Source organism: Janibacter limosus NBRC 16128 (assembly GCF_001570985.1).
GTDB classification, from domain to species: Bacteria; Actinomycetota; Actinomycetes; order Actinomycetales; family Dermatophilaceae; genus Janibacter; species Janibacter limosus.
The window spans coordinates 19,521-35,746 of the sequence record NZ_BCSS01000004.1; the positions used below are offsets into that span (position 1 = coordinate 19,521).

16 protein-coding genes are annotated in these 16,226 nt (G+C 70.4%); 6 read left to right on the plus strand and 10 right to left on the minus strand.

Annotated elements, in window-relative coordinates:
- Window positions 1-45 precede the first annotated feature (45 nt).
- The 3 genes from recO to JLI01S_RS02210 all read left to right on the plus strand — a co-directional run bounded on the left by recO (window position 46) and on the right by JLI01S_RS02210 (window position 2,637).
- On the plus strand, window positions 46-822 hold the full coding sequence (gene recO, locus JLI01S_RS02200) for a DNA repair protein RecO (protein ID WP_068259244.1): 777 nt from the start codon (window positions 46-48) through the stop codon (window positions 820-822).
- On the plus strand, window positions 819-1,601 hold the full coding sequence (locus tag JLI01S_RS02205) for an isoprenyl transferase (protein ID WP_068259247.1): 783 nt from the start codon (window positions 819-821) through the stop codon (window positions 1,599-1,601). Before recO ends, JLI01S_RS02205 begins: the two co-directional genes overlap by 4 nt.
- Window positions 1,602-1,686: 85 nt before the next feature.
- Window positions 1,687-2,637: a class II glutamine amidotransferase gene (locus JLI01S_RS02210; RefSeq protein WP_068259250.1), complete on the plus strand. Its 951-nt coding sequence runs from the start codon at window positions 1,687-1,689 to the stop codon at window positions 2,635-2,637.
- Here JLI01S_RS02210 and JLI01S_RS02215 read toward each other — a convergent pair.
- Genes JLI01S_RS02215 through JLI01S_RS02235 form a run of 5 tightly spaced genes read right to left on the minus strand, consistent with a single transcriptional unit; the run spans window position 2,634 to window position 6,120 of the window.
- Window positions 2,634-3,041, minus strand: coding sequence for a Fur family transcriptional regulator (locus JLI01S_RS02215; RefSeq protein ID WP_068259253.1), 408 nt, complete (start codon window positions 3,039-3,041; stop codon window positions 2,634-2,636). The genes JLI01S_RS02210 and JLI01S_RS02215 overlap by 4 nt on opposite strands.
- A complete protein-coding gene (locus JLI01S_RS02220; RefSeq protein ID WP_068259256.1) occupies window positions 3,038-4,045 on the minus strand; it encodes a metal ABC transporter permease in 1,008 nt (335 codons plus the stop codon). Before JLI01S_RS02220 ends, JLI01S_RS02215 begins: the two co-directional genes overlap by 4 nt.
- Window positions 4,042-4,842, minus strand: coding sequence for a metal ABC transporter ATP-binding protein (locus JLI01S_RS02225; RefSeq protein ID WP_068259259.1), 801 nt, complete (start codon window positions 4,840-4,842; stop codon window positions 4,042-4,044). Before JLI01S_RS02225 ends, JLI01S_RS02220 begins: the two co-directional genes overlap by 4 nt.
- Window positions 4,833-5,768, minus strand: coding sequence for a metal ABC transporter substrate-binding protein (locus tag JLI01S_RS02230; protein ID WP_068259262.1), 936 nt, complete (start codon window positions 5,766-5,768; stop codon window positions 4,833-4,835). Before JLI01S_RS02230 ends, JLI01S_RS02225 begins: the two co-directional genes overlap by 10 nt.
- Before the next feature lie 43 nt (window positions 5,769-5,811).
- Window positions 5,812-6,120, minus strand: a complete 309-nt coding sequence (locus JLI01S_RS02235; protein WP_068259265.1) for a DUF6703 family protein — start codon at window positions 6,118-6,120, stop codon at window positions 5,812-5,814.
- A gap of 60 nt (window positions 6,121-6,180) precedes the next feature.
- Here JLI01S_RS02235 and JLI01S_RS02240 point away from each other — a divergent pair, with 60 nt between their 5' ends.
- Together JLI01S_RS02240 and JLI01S_RS02245 are read left to right on the plus strand one after the other, a co-directional pair.
- On the plus strand, window positions 6,181-7,587 hold the full coding sequence (locus tag JLI01S_RS02240) for a glycine--tRNA ligase (protein ID WP_068259268.1): 1,407 nt from the start codon (window positions 6,181-6,183) through the stop codon (window positions 7,585-7,587).
- A 4-nt stretch (window positions 7,588-7,591) separates the two neighbouring features.
- Window positions 7,592-8,338, plus strand: coding sequence for an alpha/beta fold hydrolase (locus tag JLI01S_RS02245; protein WP_068259270.1), 747 nt, complete (start codon window positions 7,592-7,594; stop codon window positions 8,336-8,338).
- A 38-nt stretch (window positions 8,339-8,376) separates the two neighbouring features.
- On the opposite strand, the gene JLI01S_RS02250 is transcribed toward JLI01S_RS02245, so the two are convergent.
- The 4 genes from JLI01S_RS02250 to JLI01S_RS02265 are packed head-to-tail and all read right to left on the minus strand — an operon-like array spanning window position 8,377 to window position 11,499.
- Window positions 8,377-9,060, minus strand: a complete 684-nt coding sequence (locus tag JLI01S_RS02250) for a dienelactone hydrolase family protein (RefSeq protein WP_157074785.1) — start codon at window positions 9,058-9,060, stop codon at window positions 8,377-8,379.
- Between the two features lie 23 nt (window positions 9,061-9,083).
- The gene (locus tag JLI01S_RS02255) at window positions 9,084-9,908 is read right to left on the minus strand and encodes a sulfurtransferase (protein WP_068259279.1); all 825 of its coding nucleotides are present in this window, start codon (window positions 9,906-9,908) and stop codon (window positions 9,084-9,086) included.
- The gene (locus JLI01S_RS02260) at window positions 9,905-10,855 is read right to left on the minus strand and encodes a cation diffusion facilitator family transporter (protein WP_068259283.1); all 951 of its coding nucleotides are present in this window, start codon (window positions 10,853-10,855) and stop codon (window positions 9,905-9,907) included. The genes JLI01S_RS02255 and JLI01S_RS02260 overlap by 4 nt, the downstream gene beginning before the upstream one ends.
- Entirely contained in the window at window positions 10,852-11,499 is a 648-nt protein-coding gene (locus JLI01S_RS02265; protein WP_068259286.1) for a DUF1648 domain-containing protein, read from the minus strand. Before JLI01S_RS02265 ends, JLI01S_RS02260 begins: the two co-directional genes overlap by 4 nt.
- A gap of 49 nt (window positions 11,500-11,548) precedes the next feature.
- Here JLI01S_RS02265 and dusB point away from each other — a divergent pair, with 49 nt between their 5' ends.
- On the plus strand, window positions 11,549-12,784 hold the full coding sequence (gene dusB / locus JLI01S_RS02270; protein ID WP_068259290.1) for a tRNA dihydrouridine synthase DusB: 1,236 nt from the start codon (window positions 11,549-11,551) through the stop codon (window positions 12,782-12,784).
- 3 nt (window positions 12,785-12,787) lie between these two features.
- Here the strand turns inward: dusB and JLI01S_RS02275 are convergent, their stop codons facing one another.
- Window positions 12,788-16,162: a pyruvate carboxylase gene (locus tag JLI01S_RS02275; protein WP_068259293.1), complete on the minus strand. Its 3,375-nt coding sequence runs from the start codon at window positions 16,160-16,162 to the stop codon at window positions 12,788-12,790.
- Between the last annotated feature and the right edge of the window lie 64 nt (window positions 16,163-16,226).

The window sequence follows — 16,226 nt, forward strand, 5'->3', positions numbered from 1 at the left end:
CATGGGGGTGCGTGTCGTGTCGGTGCGAAGGGGGACAATGACCCAATGCCCCTCTACCGTGACTCCGGGGTCGTGCTGCGCACCCACAAGCTGGGTGAGGCCGACCGGATCATCACCGTGCTCACGCGCGGTCGCGGCAAGATCCGAGCGGTGGCCAAGGGGGTGCGCCGCACCAAGTCCAAGTTCGGCGCCCGCCTCGAGCCCGGGATGCATGTCGACCTGCAGTGCTACGAGGGCCGCAATCTCGACACCGTCACCCAGACCGAGTCGCTCGACGCCTGGGGTGACGCGCTCGCACGGGACTACTCGCGGTGGACCGCAGCGAGCGCGATCCTCGAGACCGCGGATCGGCTCACCGAGGAGCACGAGCCCTCCGTCCAGCAGTACCTGCTGCTCGCCGGGGCGCTGCGCACCCTGGCCAACGTCGACCACGCGTCCGAGCTGATCCTCGACGCCTACCTCCTGCGTGCCCTGGCCATCGCGGGATGGGCGCCGAGCTTCCACGACTGCGCCCAGTGCGGTGACGAGGGTCCGCACCGCGCCTTCCACGTCGCGTCCGGTGGGGTGCTCTGCCGGCTGTGCCGGGTGCCCGGATCGTCCTCGCCAGCACCCGAGACCCTCGAGCTGCTCGCTGCGCTGCTCGCCGGGGACTGGGTCGCGGCCGACGCGTCGCTGGACCGGCACCGCCGCGAAGGCTCTGGCCTGACCTCGGCCTTCCTCCAGTGGCACCTCGAGCGCGGGGTGCTCTCCCTTCGTCACGTCGATCGCACCCGCGTCGACCAGCCCCGACTGGACGACCACACACCGCAGAGGACCGGATGAGCCGCTACGAGACCCCCTTCGCCCACCCGAGCGGAGCCACGCCGCCGCCCGTGCCCGCGGACCTCGTCCCGGAGCACGTGGCGATCGTCATGGACGGCAACGGTCGCTGGGCCAACCAGCGGGGGCTGGCGCGGACCAAGGGGCACGAGGCAGGGGAGGGCGCGCTGCTGGACGTCGTCGCCGGTGCCCTCGACATCGGGGTGAAGCACCTGTCGACGTACGCCTTCTCGACGGAGAACTGGCGCCGTTCACCCGAGGAGGTGCGCTTCCTCATGGGTTTCAACCGCGATGTCATCCGTCGGCGTCGCGACCAGCTCAACGCGTGGGGCGTGCGCATGCGCTGGGTCGGGCGCCGCCCACGGCTGTGGAGCTCGGTCATCAAGGAGCTCGAGATCGCTCAGGAGATGACCAAGGACAACGACGCGATGACCTTGTACTTCTGCGTCAACTACGGCGGTCGCGCCGAGATCGTCGACGGGGTGCGCCGCATCGCCGATGACGTCAAGGCGGGTCGGCTCAAGGGCTCAGGCATCGACGAGCGGACCATCGCCCGCTACCTCACCGAGCCGTCGATGCCCGACGTCGACCTCTTCCTGCGCAGCTCGGGGGAGCAGCGCACGAGCAACTTCCTGCTGTGGCAGTCGGCCTACGCCGAGATGGTCTTCCAGGACACGCTGTGGCCCGACTACGACCGGCGCCACCTGTGGGAGGCCATCGAGACCTATGCGCAGCGCGAGCGGCGGTACGGCGGGGCGGTCGACGCCCCGACGACGGGCTGAGTGGCCTCGACGTCCCACCGGCCGTCGTCCCCTACGCTGGCGGCGCGCGACCTGCGTTTCATCGATCTGTGAGTGAGGGAGACGTATGTGCCGAGTTCTTGCCTACATCGGTCCGGAGATCTCGTTGGAGAACCTCCTGCTCAAGCCGGGGAACAGCCTGATCAACCAGGCCCTCGATCCTGAGCGTCACCCAGAGCTGCAGCTGGCGGGGTGGGGGTTCGGCGCGTGGAGCGAGCACCTGCTCAAGCCGGAGGAGCCCTTCATCTACCGCCGGCCGATGGCCGCCTTCTACGACGACAACGCCACTCGCATGCTCCCCAGCCTCCAGGCCAGCACCATGCTGGCGCACGTGCGAGCCGCCGCCTACGACGCCAAGGTCGTCATGGCCGACGAGAACTGCCACCCCTTCTGTTTCGAGGGGACTCCCTGGATCGTGGCGCAGAACGGCTACCTGCCAGGCTGGCAGGTCCTGCAGCGGGAGCTGTTGCAGCACTGCAAGGACGAGTACCTGACGCAGATGCTCGGCACGACCGACACGGAGTTCATCTACGCACTCCTGCTGTCCCTGCTCGAGGGTGACAGTGACGACGACGTCCAGCGTGCGGTCGAGGAGCTGCTGCGGCTCATCGCCAAGGCGATGAAGGATCTTGACCTACCGGGACTGACCAAGCTGAAGATGGCCTTGGTCTCGCAGGACCGGGTCGTCGGGATCAACTGGGGGCTCGGGCACCAGGGCGAGGTCGACCCGGCAGGGGACTGGCAGGAGCTGCGCACGGCCGGCCCGGGCACCGATGACTTCTCGCTCTCCATGCTCCTGGAGCCGATGTACCTGTTGTTGGGCCGCAACTTCCAGCACGACGAGGCGAACTACGGCTTCGAGGAGTGCACCGAGGAGGATGCCACGGCGGCCATCTTCGCGTCCGAGCCGCTCAGCGAGGAGGGCGACGGCTGGGTGCCCTTGGAGTACGGGTCGATCATGTTCCTCGCGAAGGACGGCGAGCGCATCACCAGGACCGTCAGGGAGCTCCAGCTCTAGGACGGCGGCCGGGAGGCACAGCCCGCGCACCGACCGAAGAGCTCGAGGGTGTGCGCGACATCGGTGAAGCCGTGCTCGGCGCTGACCCGCTCGGCCCAGCGCTCGACCGCCGGACCCTCGATCTCCTCGGTGCGTCCGCAGTCACGGCACACGAGGTGGTGGTGGTGCCCGGTGCTGCACCGGCGGTAGACCTGCTCGCCGTCGTCGGTGCGCAGGGCGTCCAGAGCGTCCTCGTCGACCATCGCCTGCAGGGTCCGGTAGACCGTCGCCAAGCCGATCTTGTCGCCGCCGGAGGCCAGGCTGGCGTGGATCTCCTGGGCCGAGCGGAACTCGTCGTAGCGGTCGACATCGGCCTCGATCGCGGTGCGCTGCCGCGTGGGCCGACGGGTGGGGGTGTTGGTCATCGGTGGCTCCCCTCGAGCTCGGTGTCGGTGTCGGTGTGGTCAGGGTCGTGCTCGTCCCAGTGGTCCCCGTGGCGGGCGTGGCGGTGACCGTCATGGAGGAAGTCGACGTGGTCACCGTGCAGGACCACCTCGTGCCCGCAGTCCTCCCAGTGCACGTGCTCGTGGACCTCTGCGGTGCGGTGGCGGCCCCGCCGCACCGCCGCCCCTGCGGTGACGAGCGTGGCGGAGAGGACGAAGACGGCGATGGCCAGCAGCACGATCGTCGCGCCGGACGGGGTGTCGGCGTAAAAGCTCGTGACGACTCCTCCGACGCTGGTCAGGGTGCCGACGAGCACCGCCCACAGCAGGCTCCCGCGGAAGGACCGGCCGAGGTACTGGCCGGTGGCATTGGGCAAGATCATCAGCGCGCTGATGAGCAGCAGACCGATGACCCGCATCGAGATGACGACCGTGACGCCGGTGAGCACGGCGAGCAGGATGTTGGTCGCGAGCACGGGCAGGCCCGAGGCGCGGGCGTACTCCTCGTCCTGGGCGACGGCGAAGAGGCGATCGCGCAGCACGAGGACGGTGACCAGGACGACGGCCGCGAGGACCGCGAACTGGACGAGGTCGCCGCGCGAGACCGTGGTGAGCGCGCCGAAGAGGTAGCCCTGCAGGTTGGTCGCCGACCCGGAGGGGGCCTTGGCGATGATCACGACGCCCGCGGCCAGGCCGCCGTAGAACATCACGGCGAGGGCGAGGTCGCCCCCGGTCCGCCCGAGGTGGCGCAGCAGCTCGATGGCGACGGCTGCGAGCACGACGACGACGAGGGCGGTCAGGACCGGGCTCGTGCTCGTCAGCAGGCCGATGCCGACACCGGCGAGCGCCACGTGCCCCATGCCGTCGCCGATGAGGGACATGCCGCGCTGGACGAGGAAGACGCCGACGAGGGGAGCCGATGCGCCGACGAGCAGTGCCGCGAGGAGGGCATTGCGCATGAACTCCAGGCTGAGGATGTCGATCACCGGAGTCCTCCCTTCGGCGTGAGGATCGTGGTCGGGACGGGCGAAGGGGGCGGGTCCTCCTCGTCGTCGTGGTGGGCGTGGGCATCGTCGCCGGGGGCGAGATGGGTTGGCGGTCCGTCATGGCTGATGCTGCCGGCGCGCACGACGATCGCCCGCGTGACGATCTCGGCCAGGGCGTCGAGCTCGTGCGTGACGACGACCAGGGTCGCGCCACGCTCGACGAGCCGGCGCATGACCGCGACGAGCACCTGCTGGTGACCACGGTCGACACCGGCGGTCGGCTCGTCCATGAGGAAGACATCGGGCCGGCTGGCCAGGGCGCGGGCGATGAGGACACGGCGCTGCTGCCCGCCGGACAGGGTCGCGACATCGTGTGACGACAGGTCGCCCAGCCCGACGACCGCGAGGGACTCCTGCACGAGCGCCCGGTCGGTGGCGGAGCGGACGCGCCACGGGGCCCACCACGGCGTGCGCACGGTGCGTCCCATCGTGACGATCTCGGCGGCGGTGGCGCGTACGGCCGAGGCGAGGGTGTGCCGTTGGGGGACATAGCCGATCCCGGTGCGTGCCTCTGCGCTGCCCACGTCATGCCCGAGCACGCGGGCGCTCCCGGCGTGCCGCTCGGCCAGGCCCAGCAGGCCCTTGACGAGGGTGGACTTGCCAGCGCCGTTGGGGCCGAGCACGGCGATGACCTCACCGCGGTGGACGGTGAGGTCGAGGCCGTGCACGATGGTGCGGTCGCCGTAGCCGAAGGCCGCGCCGGTCAGCTCGATGACGGGTTGGTCGCTCACGCGCATCCCTGTCCGGTGCGCACGGTCGCCAGGTTGCTGCGCATGACCTCGAGATAGTCCGACCCGGCGGATGCGTCGGTCAGGCCCTCGATGGGATCGAGGACGGCGACCTTGGCCCCGCCGTCACGCGCTATGGTCTCGGCGACGTCGGCGGGCACGAGCGTCTCGGCGTAGACGGTGGTGATCTTGTGCTCCTTGATGTGGGCGATCAGGTCCGCGAGTGCCGTCGGGCTCGGCTCGGCGCCGGGGGAGAGGCCGCTCACCGACTCCTGGTGGAAGCCGTATCGGTCGGCGAAGTAGCCGAAGGCGGTGTGCCCGGTGACCAGATCGGTGCTCGTGCAGTCGCGCAGGCCTGTCGTGAGGTCGCTGTCCAGGCTACCAAGGTCAGTCGTGAGTGCCTTGGCGTTGGACCGGTAGTCGCCAGCATTGCTCGGGTCGATCGTGGCGAGGTGGTCGGCGATGGCGTCGACGACATCGGCGTACCGCGTCGGGTCGAGCCAGAAGTGCGGGTCGACACTGCCGTGGTCGTGGCCCTCGTGGTCGCCCGCCTCGTCGCCGTGGTCGTGCTCGTCCTCGGCCGGCTCCAGGTCGAGACGGGCGAAGGGGGAGACGTCGAAGGCGGTGTCGTCGGCCTCCTTGGCAGCGTCATCGACGGAGGGCTGGAAGCCGCTGAGGTAGACGAGCGCGTCGGCCTTGGTGGTCTGGAGGACCTGCTTGGGGGTCAGTTCCAGATCATGCGGCTCGGCGCCCGGCTGAGTGAGGTTGCTGACGTCGACGTGGTCGCCGCCCACCTGCTGTGTCGCGTACTGGAGGGGGTAGAAGCTCGTCGCGATCGTCAGGCGTCCATCAGCGGCGCCCTCGTCGGCGGCGCCGCAGCCGGCGAGGGCGAGCGCGGCGGCCGAGGCGGCCAGGACGATGCGGGTGATCCTCATGAGAACGATTCTCACGTCTGATGAGAATCGTTGTCAACTCGAGTCAGCGCGGGAAGAGCCTGATCGCCGCCAGGCCCAGGACGAGCACGATCACGGCGGCGCGCATGAGCACCTCGCTCGTCGTCAGGCGCGGCCAGCTGAGGGCCAGCATCCACAGCAGGAAGAGGACGACCAGCCCGAGCGGGATCGCCCCCCAAGGGCCGAGGAAGGCGCCGATGACGACGAGCAGGAAGACGGTGACGATCGGCACGAGCGGCGGCAGCTGCGCGATGAACCGGGTCAGCGGCAGGCTGGCGCGCTCGAAGGCATTGGTCGCGACGGGCTCGGGACGGGGCGTGGGGCTGCTGGGCACCCCATCAGGGTAAGCGGCCCGATGCGGCCGTCTGACGCCGTCCCGGATAACCTCTCCCACATGGCCAAGCAGACCTCCACCGTGGACACCGTCGTCAACCTGTGCAAGCGCAGAGGCTTCGTCTTCCCCTGCGGCGAGATCTATGGCGGGACCAAGTCCGCCTGGGACTACGGACCGCTCGGCGTGGAGCTGAAGGAAAACATCAAGCGCCAGTGGTGGAAGTCGATGGTCACCGGCCGCGACGACGTCGTCGGTCTGGACTCCTCGATCATCCTGCCGCGCGAGACCTGGGTCGCCTCGGGGCACGTCGGGACCTTCACCGACCCGCTCACCGAGTGCCTCAACTGCCACAAGCGCCACCGTCAGGACCACCTGCAGGAGGCCGTGGCCGACAAGGCGGCGAAGAAGGGGCAGGAGATCGACCCCGACTCCGTCCCCCTCAGCGAGATCGTCTGCCCCGACTGCGGCACCCGCGGCCAGTGGACCGAGGCCCGCGAGTTCAACATGATGCTCAAGACCCACCTCGGGGTCATCGAGGACGAGTCCGGGCTGCACTACCTGCGCCCGGAGACCGCCCAGGGCATCTTCACCAACTTCAACAACGTGCTGCAGACCTCGCGCAAGAAGCCGCCCTTCGGCATCGCGCAGACCGGCAAGTCCTTCCGCAACGAGATCACGCCGGGCAACTTCATCTTCCGTACCCGCGAGTTCGAACAGATGGAGATGGAGTTCTTCGTCAAGCCGGGCGAGGACGAGGACTGGCACCAGTACTGGATCGACGAGCGCACCCGCTGGTACACCGACCTGGGCATCAACCCCGACAACCTGCGCCACTACGAGCACGCTCAGGACAAGCTGAGCCACTACTCCAAGCGCACCGTCGACATCGAGTACCGCTTCAACTTCGCCGGCAACGAGTGGGGCGAGCTCGAGGGCATCGCCAACCGCACCGACTTCGACCTTTTGAGCCACAGCAAGCACTCCGGCACCGACCTGGTGTTCTACGACCAGGCCAACGACGAGCGCTACACGCCCTATGTCATCGAGCCCGCAGCCGGGCTGTCCCGCTCGATCATGACCTTCCTCGTCGATGCCTACGCCGAGGACGAGGCCCCCAACGCCAAGGGTGGCGTGGACAAGCGCACCGTCCTGCGTCTGGACCACCGGCTGGCGCCCGTCAAGGCGGCCGTGCTGCCCCTGTCGCGCAATGCCGACCTCTCGCCCAAGGCCCGTGACCTGGCCGCCCAGCTGCGCAAGCACTGGAATGTCGACTTCGACGACGCCCAGGCGATCGGCAAGCGCTACCGCCGCCAGGACGAGATCGGCACCCCCTTCTGCATCACCGTCGACTTCGACACCCTCGAGGACAATGCGGTGACCATCCGCGAGCGTGACTCGATGGCGCAGGAGCGGATCTCGATCGACCAGGTCGAGGCGTACCTCGCGCCCAAGCTCCTCGGGTCCTGACCCGGTGAGCGGGTCGGGCCAGCCGATCCGGCTGCTGCTCGTCCACGGCAGCCGCCTCAACGCGGCCGCGTGGATCCCGCTCGAGGAGATCCTCCTCGGACGCATCGTCTGCGATCACGTCGACCTGCCCGGCCACGGGTTCGCCAGCGATGAGGGCTTCACGATGGCGCGGGCGCTCGAGGTGGTCGGCGACGCGGTCCAGGCGCTGCAGCCGGACCGGCACCGGGTGATCCTCGCCGGTCACAGTCTGGGCGGCTACGTCGCGATGGAGTGGGCCGCCGACCACCACGACGTCCTCGCCGGACTGGTGCTCATGGGCTCGACCGCCCAACCCTCCTCGCGGCTCGCGGGCGTCTACCGGGCCTTCGGCAGCGCCCTGCGCGCGGGGCTCGGGGACGAACGTCGAGCCTCCTCGCTGATGGAGACCGACGCCGCCTCGCTGCGCCGGATCATCGGAGCCCGCACGGCCGCCGCGGTGGTCGATCGGGGCCCGGGCCTGGCGGCCATCCCTGATGCGTGGGATGCCGTGATCGACGGCGTGGACCTGCGCTCGCTCACCCGGGTCGATGTCCCGATCCTGGCGATCAACGGCGAGTTCGACCAGTTCCGGGTGGGCGAAGGGAGGGCTCGTCGCCTGCGTCAGGACCTCGAGATCGTCCACGTGGCCGGGGCCACGCACTTCGCGCCGATGACGCACCCGGCCCCGGTGGCCCGGGCCATCGCCGAGTTCGCCTCCGCGCTGCCCGCCTGACCGGTCAGCACGGGCGCTCCCTCCGCCCAGGCGCTGGCTCAGACCAGGTGCTCGGCCAGCCACGTGGTCGTGCTCGCCCAGGCGTCCTGCGATGCCTGCGGGTGGTGGAAGGCCGGGCTCGGGTTGTCGAAGGCGTGGCCGGCGCCCTCGTGCCGCACGAAGGTCGTCTCGGGTCCAGCCGTGGCTGCCTCGACCGCAGCCACGCCCTGGGCCGGGATGAACTGGTCGGCGGTGCCCCAGTGGTGCAGCTGCGGCACCCGGACCCGGTCGGCGAGGTCGAGCAACGAGGGGATCTGCGAGCCGTAGTAGGCGACGAGGACGGCGGGTGGGTCACCGGCGTCGGTGAGGGCGGCCGCGGTCGCCCACGCCAGCCCGCCGCCGAAGCAGAAGCCCATGATCCCCGTGCCGCCGCGCACCTCGGGCCGCTCGCGCAGGGCGCGGGTCACGGCGACGGTGTCCGCGACCGTGGTCTCCCAGTCGAGCCGCGAGGAGGCGTCCATCGCCTCCTCGAGCCCGTCCATCCCCTCGCTGATGACCGGGCTGCCGAGGCGCCAGTACGACTCGGGCACGAGCACGACGTACCCGAGGTCGGCGAGCTCGCGAGCTCGGTCACGGATGTAGTCGGTGACCCCGAAGATCTCCTGGCACAGCACGAGGCCGGGCCCCTGCCCGCCGGGCGGCAGGAAGAGCTGGGTCGGGACGGCAGGCGCGGTGTCGGTCACGTCGCCCACCCTAGGCAGGAGCGTCAGCTTCCGGTGGCGATCGGCCGCGAGGAGTCGGTGATCCAGGCGCTCCAGCTGCCGACATAGAGGTCGGCCTCGACGCCGGCCTCGTGCAGCGCCAGCGCGGTGTGGGCCGCCGTGATGCCGGAGCCGCAGTAGGTCCCGACGACGGTCACCTCGTCGATGCCCAGCTGCCCGAAGCGTGTCCGCAGCTCCTTGGCCGGGCGCATCCGCCCGTCCTCGGTCACGAGGTCGGACATCGGCACGTTGACCGCGCCGGGGATGTGGCCGGCGACGGGGTCGATCGGCTCGCTCTGCCCGCGGAAGCGCTCGGGGGAGCGGGCGTCGACGAGCACGCCGAGCTTGGCGGTGGCCGCGGCGTCATCGGCATCCAGTGCGACGAGCTCGTCGGGGTCGAGGACGACATCGCCCGGCTCCGGCTCGACCGGCTCGGTGCTCACCTCGCCGCCGGCAGCCCGCCACGCAGCGAGCCCGCCGTCGAGCACGAGGACCTCCTCGATGCCCGCCCAGCGCAGCACCCACCAGGCGCGAGCGGCCCCGAGGGAGGGCTGCTGGTCGTAGACGACGACCACGGAGTCGGTCTGGACTCCGGCCGCGCGCAGTCCGTCCTGCAGCGTCTCCACATCGGGAAGGGGGTGTCGCCCCCCTTCGCCCGCGGGTCCGGCGAGCACAGCGTCGAGGTCGACGAAGGGAGCGCCCGGCACGTGACCGGCGGCGTACAGACCGGGGCCCTCGCCGGTGAGCGTGTACTGCACGTCGAGGACGACGAGCTTGGGGTTGGTGACGATCTCGTCCTGCAGGTCGGTGGGGGTGATCAGGGCACTCACGGGGTCTCCTCGTGGTCGTCGGTCAGGGGTCGGATCGGGACCTCGTAGTCGCCGAAGTCGTCGTATGAGCGCGGGTCCTCGCGCGGCTCGATGTGGGTGGTGATCTCCAGGTCCTCGAACTCCTGCTGCAGCGAGCGCTCGACGTCTTCGACGACGTCGTGCGCACGACGCACGGACCATGAGCCGGGGACGAGGACGTGCATCTCGGCGAAGGACAGGTGCCCGGCCCCGCGGGTGCGCAGGCCGTGGAAGTCGATGTCGGCGGTGCGGCGCGCGTCGAGGGCGGCCGCGATCGCCGCGTTGACCTCCGGCTCGAGGGCCTCGTCCATGAGGCCGCGGCCGGACTCGCTGATGAGCTTCCAGCCGGTCCAGATGATGTTGAGGCCGACGAGCATGGCGACGATCGGGTCGAGCCGGTCGATGCCGGTGACGACGACGAGGAGCACGCCGACGAGGACGCCCACGGAGGTCCACACGTCGGTGAGCAGGTGGTGGCCGTCGGCGCGCAGGGTGATCGACCGGTGCCTGCGGCCGGCGCGCAGAAGGACGAAGGCCACGGCGCCGTTGATGATCGAGGCCACGACCGAGATCGCCAGTCCGATGCCGGCCTGCTCGATCGGCTGGGGGTCCAGCAGCCGGGTGATCGACTGCCAGATGATGAAGCTCGCGGCGACGAAGATCATGCCGCCCTCGACGGCGGCTGAGAAGAACTCCGCCTTGGAGTGGCCGTAGTGGTGGTTGTCGTCGGCCGCGCGGGCCGCGACGCGCAGCGCGATGAGCATGGCGACGGCAGCGACGAGGTTGACGATCGACTCGGCGGCGTCGGCGAGCAGCCCGACGGAGTCGGTGACGTACCAGGCGCCGGTCTTCAGCGCGATGGTCGCCAGGGCAGCGGCGATCGAGAGCCAGGCAAATTTTTCGAGGGTGGTCCGGGAGGAGTCGCTCATGTGGTCAGCACGACCATCACCACGACGACGATCGCGGGCACGAGGATCAGCGCGAGCACCGCCCACCCGAGCGGCCGCCCGAGGTTGATCGTGGTCCCCATCCCCAGGCGCTTGCTGACGAGGACATCCGGGTCGTCCGGGTTGACGTAGACGAGGCCGCCGAGCCGCCAGTGCTCCCGGTCCGGGTCGCCCTCGAGGTCCCGACGGCTCATCCTGACCGAGACCATCACGCACCACACCGTCGCGGCGAGGGTGACGACGAGGAAGGCCCACAGGACCCACGGAGCGGGCACTGCATCGTCGACGAGGTACCCGCTCAGGCACATCAGGCTCACCCCGCCACCGATGGCACAGCCGAGGGCCGCGATCGGGGCACGCATGCCGGCGCCCTTGCCGGGGATGGCGAGGGCCAGCACGAAGAGGACCACAGCGGACAGCTGCCCGATGACGAGCGGCCCGAGGACCGTGCCCCAGGACTTGGTCCCGAAGGCATCGGGTTCACCGGAGAAGCCGAAGTGCGTCGGGTAGCGCTCGGGCAGCGCGTCGTAGCGCAGTCCACCGGTGACGATCGCTGCGACGCTGAGCGCGAGGCACAGCAGTGCCCACAGCAGGACGGGGCGCGCGCGAGGAGATGGTGAGTCCACGTGTGCGATTGTCCCTGCTCCCGCTCGCGGTGCGACACTGGGAGGCGCGATGACGACCCAGACCCTTGCCCCCACCACCCCGGCGACCACGGGGGAGCGCGTGCTGCCTCCCCTGCGCATCGGCCCGCACGTCATCGACTCACCGGTCGTCCTCGCACCCATGGCAGGGATCACCAACCGGGCCTTCCGCCGCCTGTGCCGCGAGGCGGGCGATGCGGGGCTGGCGGCGAGCGGCCTGACCGGCGCCCACAGCCTCTACGTCAACGAGATGGTGACCTCCCGCGCGCTGGTGGAGCGGACGCCGGAGTCGATGCGGCTGATCGCCCACGACGAGGACGAGAGCCCGCGCAGCGTGCAGCTCTACAGCGTCGACCCGGCGACGACCGCCGCGGCCGTGCGCATGCTCGTCACCGAGGAGCGGGCCGACCACATCGACCTGAACTTCGGTTGCCCGGTCCCCAAGGTCACCCGCAAGGGTGGCGGCGCGGCACTGCCGTGGAAGAGGGACCTCTTCCGCGCGATCGTCTCCGCGGCGGTCACCGAGGGGGCGAAGGGGGACATCCCCGTCACCATCAAGATGCGCGTGGGCATCGACGCGGAGCACCACACCTATCTCGAGGCTGCGACCTCGGCCGTCGAGGAGGGCGTCGCGGCCGTCGCGCTGCATGCGCGCACCGCGAGCCAGGCCTACTCCGGCACGGCTGACTGGTCACACATCACGCTGCTCAAGGAGACCATCACCTCCGTGCCGGTCCTGGGCAACGGCGACATCTGGTCGGCCGAGGCGGCTCTGGCCATGGTCGAGCAGACCGGCTGCGACGGTGTCGTCGTCGGGCGTGGGTGCCTGGGGCGTCCGTGGCTCTTCGCCGACCTCGCCGCCGCATTCGCCGGCACCGAGGTGCGAGTGCGCCCGAGCCTGGGCGAGGTGACGGACACCCTGCGACGCCACGCCGAGCTGCTCACCGACTTCTACGACGGCGACGAGCTGCGCGCGTGCCGCGACATCCGCAAGCACATCGCCTGGTACCTCAAGGGATTCCCGGCCGGCTCGACCGTGCGCAACCAGCTCGCGCTCGTCGACTCGCTCGCCGCCCTCGACCGGCTCATCGACACCATGGACCTGAGCAGCCCCTGGCCGGGCGATGCCGCCGAGGGGCAGCGCGGCCGCGCCGGGTCGTCGCGCGTCGTGGCTCTGCCGGAGAACTGGCTGGCCTCGCAGGACCTCGACGAGGCGCAGCTGGCGACGATCGCCGCCGCCGAGCAGTCCGTCGCCGACGGCGGCTGACGCTCACCCCACGACGACGAGCAGGTCGCCCCCTTCGACCTGCTGGCGAGCACCGATCGCGAGCCGCGTGACGGTGCCGGCCTGCGGGGTGGTGATGGAGGCCTCCATCTTCATCGCCTCGATGGTCGCGACGGTGTCCCCGGCCTCGACCTCGGTGCCTTCCTCGACCTGCAGCGTGACGACCCCGGCGAAGGGCGCAGCGACCTGACCGGCAGCGTTGGGGTCAGCCTTCTCCGCGGCGACGACCTCGCCGTCGACCGTGCGGTCACGCACCTGCACCGGGCGCAGCTGGCCGTTGACGGTGCCCATGACAGTGCGCATGCCCAGCTCGTCGGGCTCGCTCACCGAGCTCAGCCCGATCGTGAGGGTCTTGCCCGGCTCGATCTCGACCTCGTGGTCCTCGGCCTGCTCGAGCCCGTGGAGGAAGAGCCCGGTGTCGAGCACCGAGGTGTCGCCGAAGGACGCGCGAGCCGTGCGCATCTCCTGTGTCGGTCCGGGGAAGAGCAGCTCGTTGAGCGTCTCGCGCGGTGACTCCCGCAACGCCTGCTCCTGCTCGGGCGTGAGGTCGGCCGTCGGGGGCTGCTCGCGCCGACCCTCGAGGGCCTTGGTGCGGAAGGGTTCCGGCCAGCCACCGGGCGGGTCGCCGAGGTCGCCGCGCAGGAAGCCGATCACCGAGTCCGGGATGTCGAAGCGGGCCGGGTCGGACTCGAACTCCGCCGGGTCTGCCCCCAGGCCCACGAGGGACAGCGCGAGATCGCCGACGACCTTGCTGCTCGGTGTGACCTTGACGATGTTGCCGAGCATCGAGTTGGCCGCGGCGTACATGTCCTCGACCTCCTCGAAACGCTCGCCGAGACCGAGTGCGATCGCTTGCTGGCGCAGGTTGGACAGCTGCCCGCCGGGGATCTCGTGCCGGTAGACGCGGCCGGTGGGGGAGGCCAACCCGGACTCGAAGGGAGCGTAGAGCCGGCGCACACCCTCCCAGTAGGGCTCGAGGGCGAAGACCCGCTCGATGTCCAGGCCGGTCGGTCGCTCGGTGCCGTCGGTGGCGGCGACGAGCGCGGACAGCGACGGCTGCGAGGTCGTCCCGGCCATCGTCGCGCTCGCGGCATCGACAGCGTCGACCCCGGCCTCGATGGCGGCGATCAGCGTCCCGATCTGCCCGCCGGCCGTGTCGTGCGTGTGCAGGTGGACGGGCAGATCAAATCGATCCCGTAGCGCTCGCACCAGTTGTGTCGCGGCAGGTGCACGCAGCAGCCCCGCCATGTCCTTGATGGCCAGGACGTGGGCGCCGGTCTCGACGATCTGCTCCGCGAGACGCAGGTAGTAGTCGAGGGTGTAGAGCTTCTCCGCCGGATCGAGCAGGTTGCCGGTGTAGCAGAGCGCCACCTCGGCGACAGCGGTGTCGGTCGCGAGCACCGACTCGACGGCCGGGCGCATCTGGCTCACGTCGTTGAGCGAGTCGAAGATGCGGAAGATCGACAGGCCGCTGCGGGCGGCCTCGGCGACGAAGGCGTCGGTGACGGTCGTCGGGTAGGGGGTGTACCCGACGGTGTTGCGTCCGCGCAGCAGCATCTGCAGGGCGACATTGGGCATCGCCTCGTGGAGCGCTGCGAGGCGCTCCCACGGGTCCTCGTGGAGGAAGCGCAGGGCGACGTCATAGGTCGCGCCGCCCCAGGCCTCGACGGAGAGCAGCTGCGGGGTGAGCCGCGAGACGTGCTCGGCCACGTGGAGCAGGTCCCGGGTGCGCACCCGGGTGGCGAGCAGGGACTGGTGCGCGTCGCGGAAGGTCGTGTCCGTGACGGGGACATCCGTGCGCTGACGCAGGTCGGTGGCAAAGCCCGTCGGGCCGAGCCTCAGGAGCCGGTCGCGACTCCCTTCGGGCCGGTCGCCCTCGGGCAGCTGCGGCAGCTTGGTGCGCGGCCGCACGTCGCTCGTGCGCGGGCCGTGCGGCTGGTTGACGGTGACGTCCGCGAGGTAGGCGAGCAGCTTGGTGGCCCGGTCCTTGCCCGTCGGTGCATCGAGCAGCTGGGGGCGCTCGTCGATGAAGCTCGTGGTGACCTCGCCGGCCTGGAATGCAGGATCGCTGAGGACGCCCTCGAGGAAGGGGAGGTTGGTCGCCACCCCACGGACGCGGAACTCGGCGAGGGCCCGGCGGGCGCGGCGCACGGCCAGGGGGAAGGTCGCGGCACGGCAGGTGAGCTTGACGAGCATCGAGTCGAAGTGGGCGCTCACCTCCGCCCCGACGAAGGTGGTGCCGCCGTCGAGGCGCACGCCGGAGCCACCCGCGGAGCGGTAGGCCGAGATCGTCCCGGAGTCGGGGCGGAAGCCGTTGGCCGGGTCCTCGGTGGTGATGCGGCACTGCAGCGCGAAGCCGTGGGTGCTGATGTCCTCCTGCCGGTGGCCGAGCTCGGCGAGCGTGGACCCGGAGGCGATCTGCATCTGCATGACGACGAGGTCGAGCTCGGTGACCTCCTCGGTCACGGTGTGCTCCACCTGGATGCGCGGGTTCATCTCGATGAAGACATAGCGGCCGTCCTCGCCGAGGAGGAACTCGACGGTGCCGGCGTTGACGTAGTTGATCGACTGCGCGAACTTCACCGCGTCGGCGCACATGCGCTCGCGCAGGTCGGGGTCGAGATTGGGCGCGGGCGCGATCTCGACGACCTTCTGGTGGCGGCGCTGCACGGAGCAGTCGCGTTCGAAGAGGTGCAGGACCTCACCGCTGGAGTCGCCGATGATCTGGACCTCGATGTGCCGCGGGTTGATGACGGCCTCCTCGAGGTACATGGTCGGGTCGCCGAAGGCCGACTCGGCCTCGCGTTGGGCGGCCTCGAGGGCCTCGCGCAGGTCCTCGCGCCGCGCCACCCGACGCATGCCACGCCCGCCACCGCCGCTCACGGCCTTGACGAAGATCGGGAAGCCCGCCTCGTCGGCGGCCTTCTCCAGGACGTCCAGGTCGGTGCTCGCCTCCGAACCACCGAGGGTGGGCAGGCCGGCCGCCTTGGCCGCAGCGATGGCCCGTGCCTTGTTGCCGGTGAGCTCAAGGACCTCGGCCGGCGGGCCGATGAAGGTGATGCCGTGGGCAGCGCACTCCTCGGCCAGCTGCGGATTTTCCGACAGGAAGCCGTAGCCGGGGTAGATCGCATCGACCTCGGCCTCGAGGGCCACGCGCACGATGTCCTCGTGATTGAGGTAGGCGCGGACCGGGTGTCCCTCGTCGCCGATGAGATAGGCCTCGTCGGCCTTCATCCGGTGCTCCGACAGCCGGTCCTCCACCGGGTAGACGGCGACGGTGGTGGCGTCGAGCTCGGTGGCCGCGCGGAAGGCGCGGATGGCGATCTCGCCTCGGTTGGCGACGAGGATCTTGCGGAACATGGTGCCTCCGGGGCGTGAGGTCGGTCTCGCGCCCGAACGTATCGGTCAGCACCGACGAAGCGGA

Excerpts from the sequence above, each read along its gene's own strand:
- recO (WP_068259244.1), top strand. The coding sequence starts at position 46 with ATGCCCCTCTACCGTGACTCCGGGGTCGTGCTGCGCACCCACAAGCTG.
- JLI01S_RS02205 (WP_068259247.1), top strand. The coding sequence starts at position 819 with ATGAGCCGCTACGAGACCCCCTTCGCCCACCCGAGCGGAGCCACGCCG.
- JLI01S_RS02210 (WP_068259250.1), top strand. The coding sequence starts at position 1,687 with ATGTGCCGAGTTCTTGCCTACATCGGTCCGGAGATCTCGTTGGAGAAC.
- JLI01S_RS02215 (WP_068259253.1), bottom strand. The coding sequence starts at position 3,041 with ATGACCAACACCCCCACCCGTCGGCCCACGCGGCAGCGCACCGCGATC.
- JLI01S_RS02225 (WP_068259259.1), bottom strand. The coding sequence starts at position 4,842 with ATGCGCGTGAGCGACCAACCCGTCATCGAGCTGACCGGCGCGGCCTTC.
- JLI01S_RS02230 (WP_068259262.1), bottom strand. The coding sequence starts at position 5,768 with ATGAGGATCACCCGCATCGTCCTGGCCGCCTCGGCCGCCGCGCTCGCC.
- JLI01S_RS02240 (WP_068259268.1), top strand. The coding sequence starts at position 6,181 with ATGGCCAAGCAGACCTCCACCGTGGACACCGTCGTCAACCTGTGCAAG.
- JLI01S_RS02260 (WP_068259283.1), bottom strand. The coding sequence starts at position 10,855 with ATGAGCGACTCCTCCCGGACCACCCTCGAAAAATTTGCCTGGCTCTCG.
- dusB (WP_068259290.1), top strand. The coding sequence starts at position 11,549 with ATGACGACCCAGACCCTTGCCCCCACCACCCCGGCGACCACGGGGGAG.
- JLI01S_RS02275 (WP_068259293.1), bottom strand. The coding sequence starts at position 16,162 with ATGTTCCGCAAGATCCTCGTCGCCAACCGAGGCGAGATCGCCATCCGC.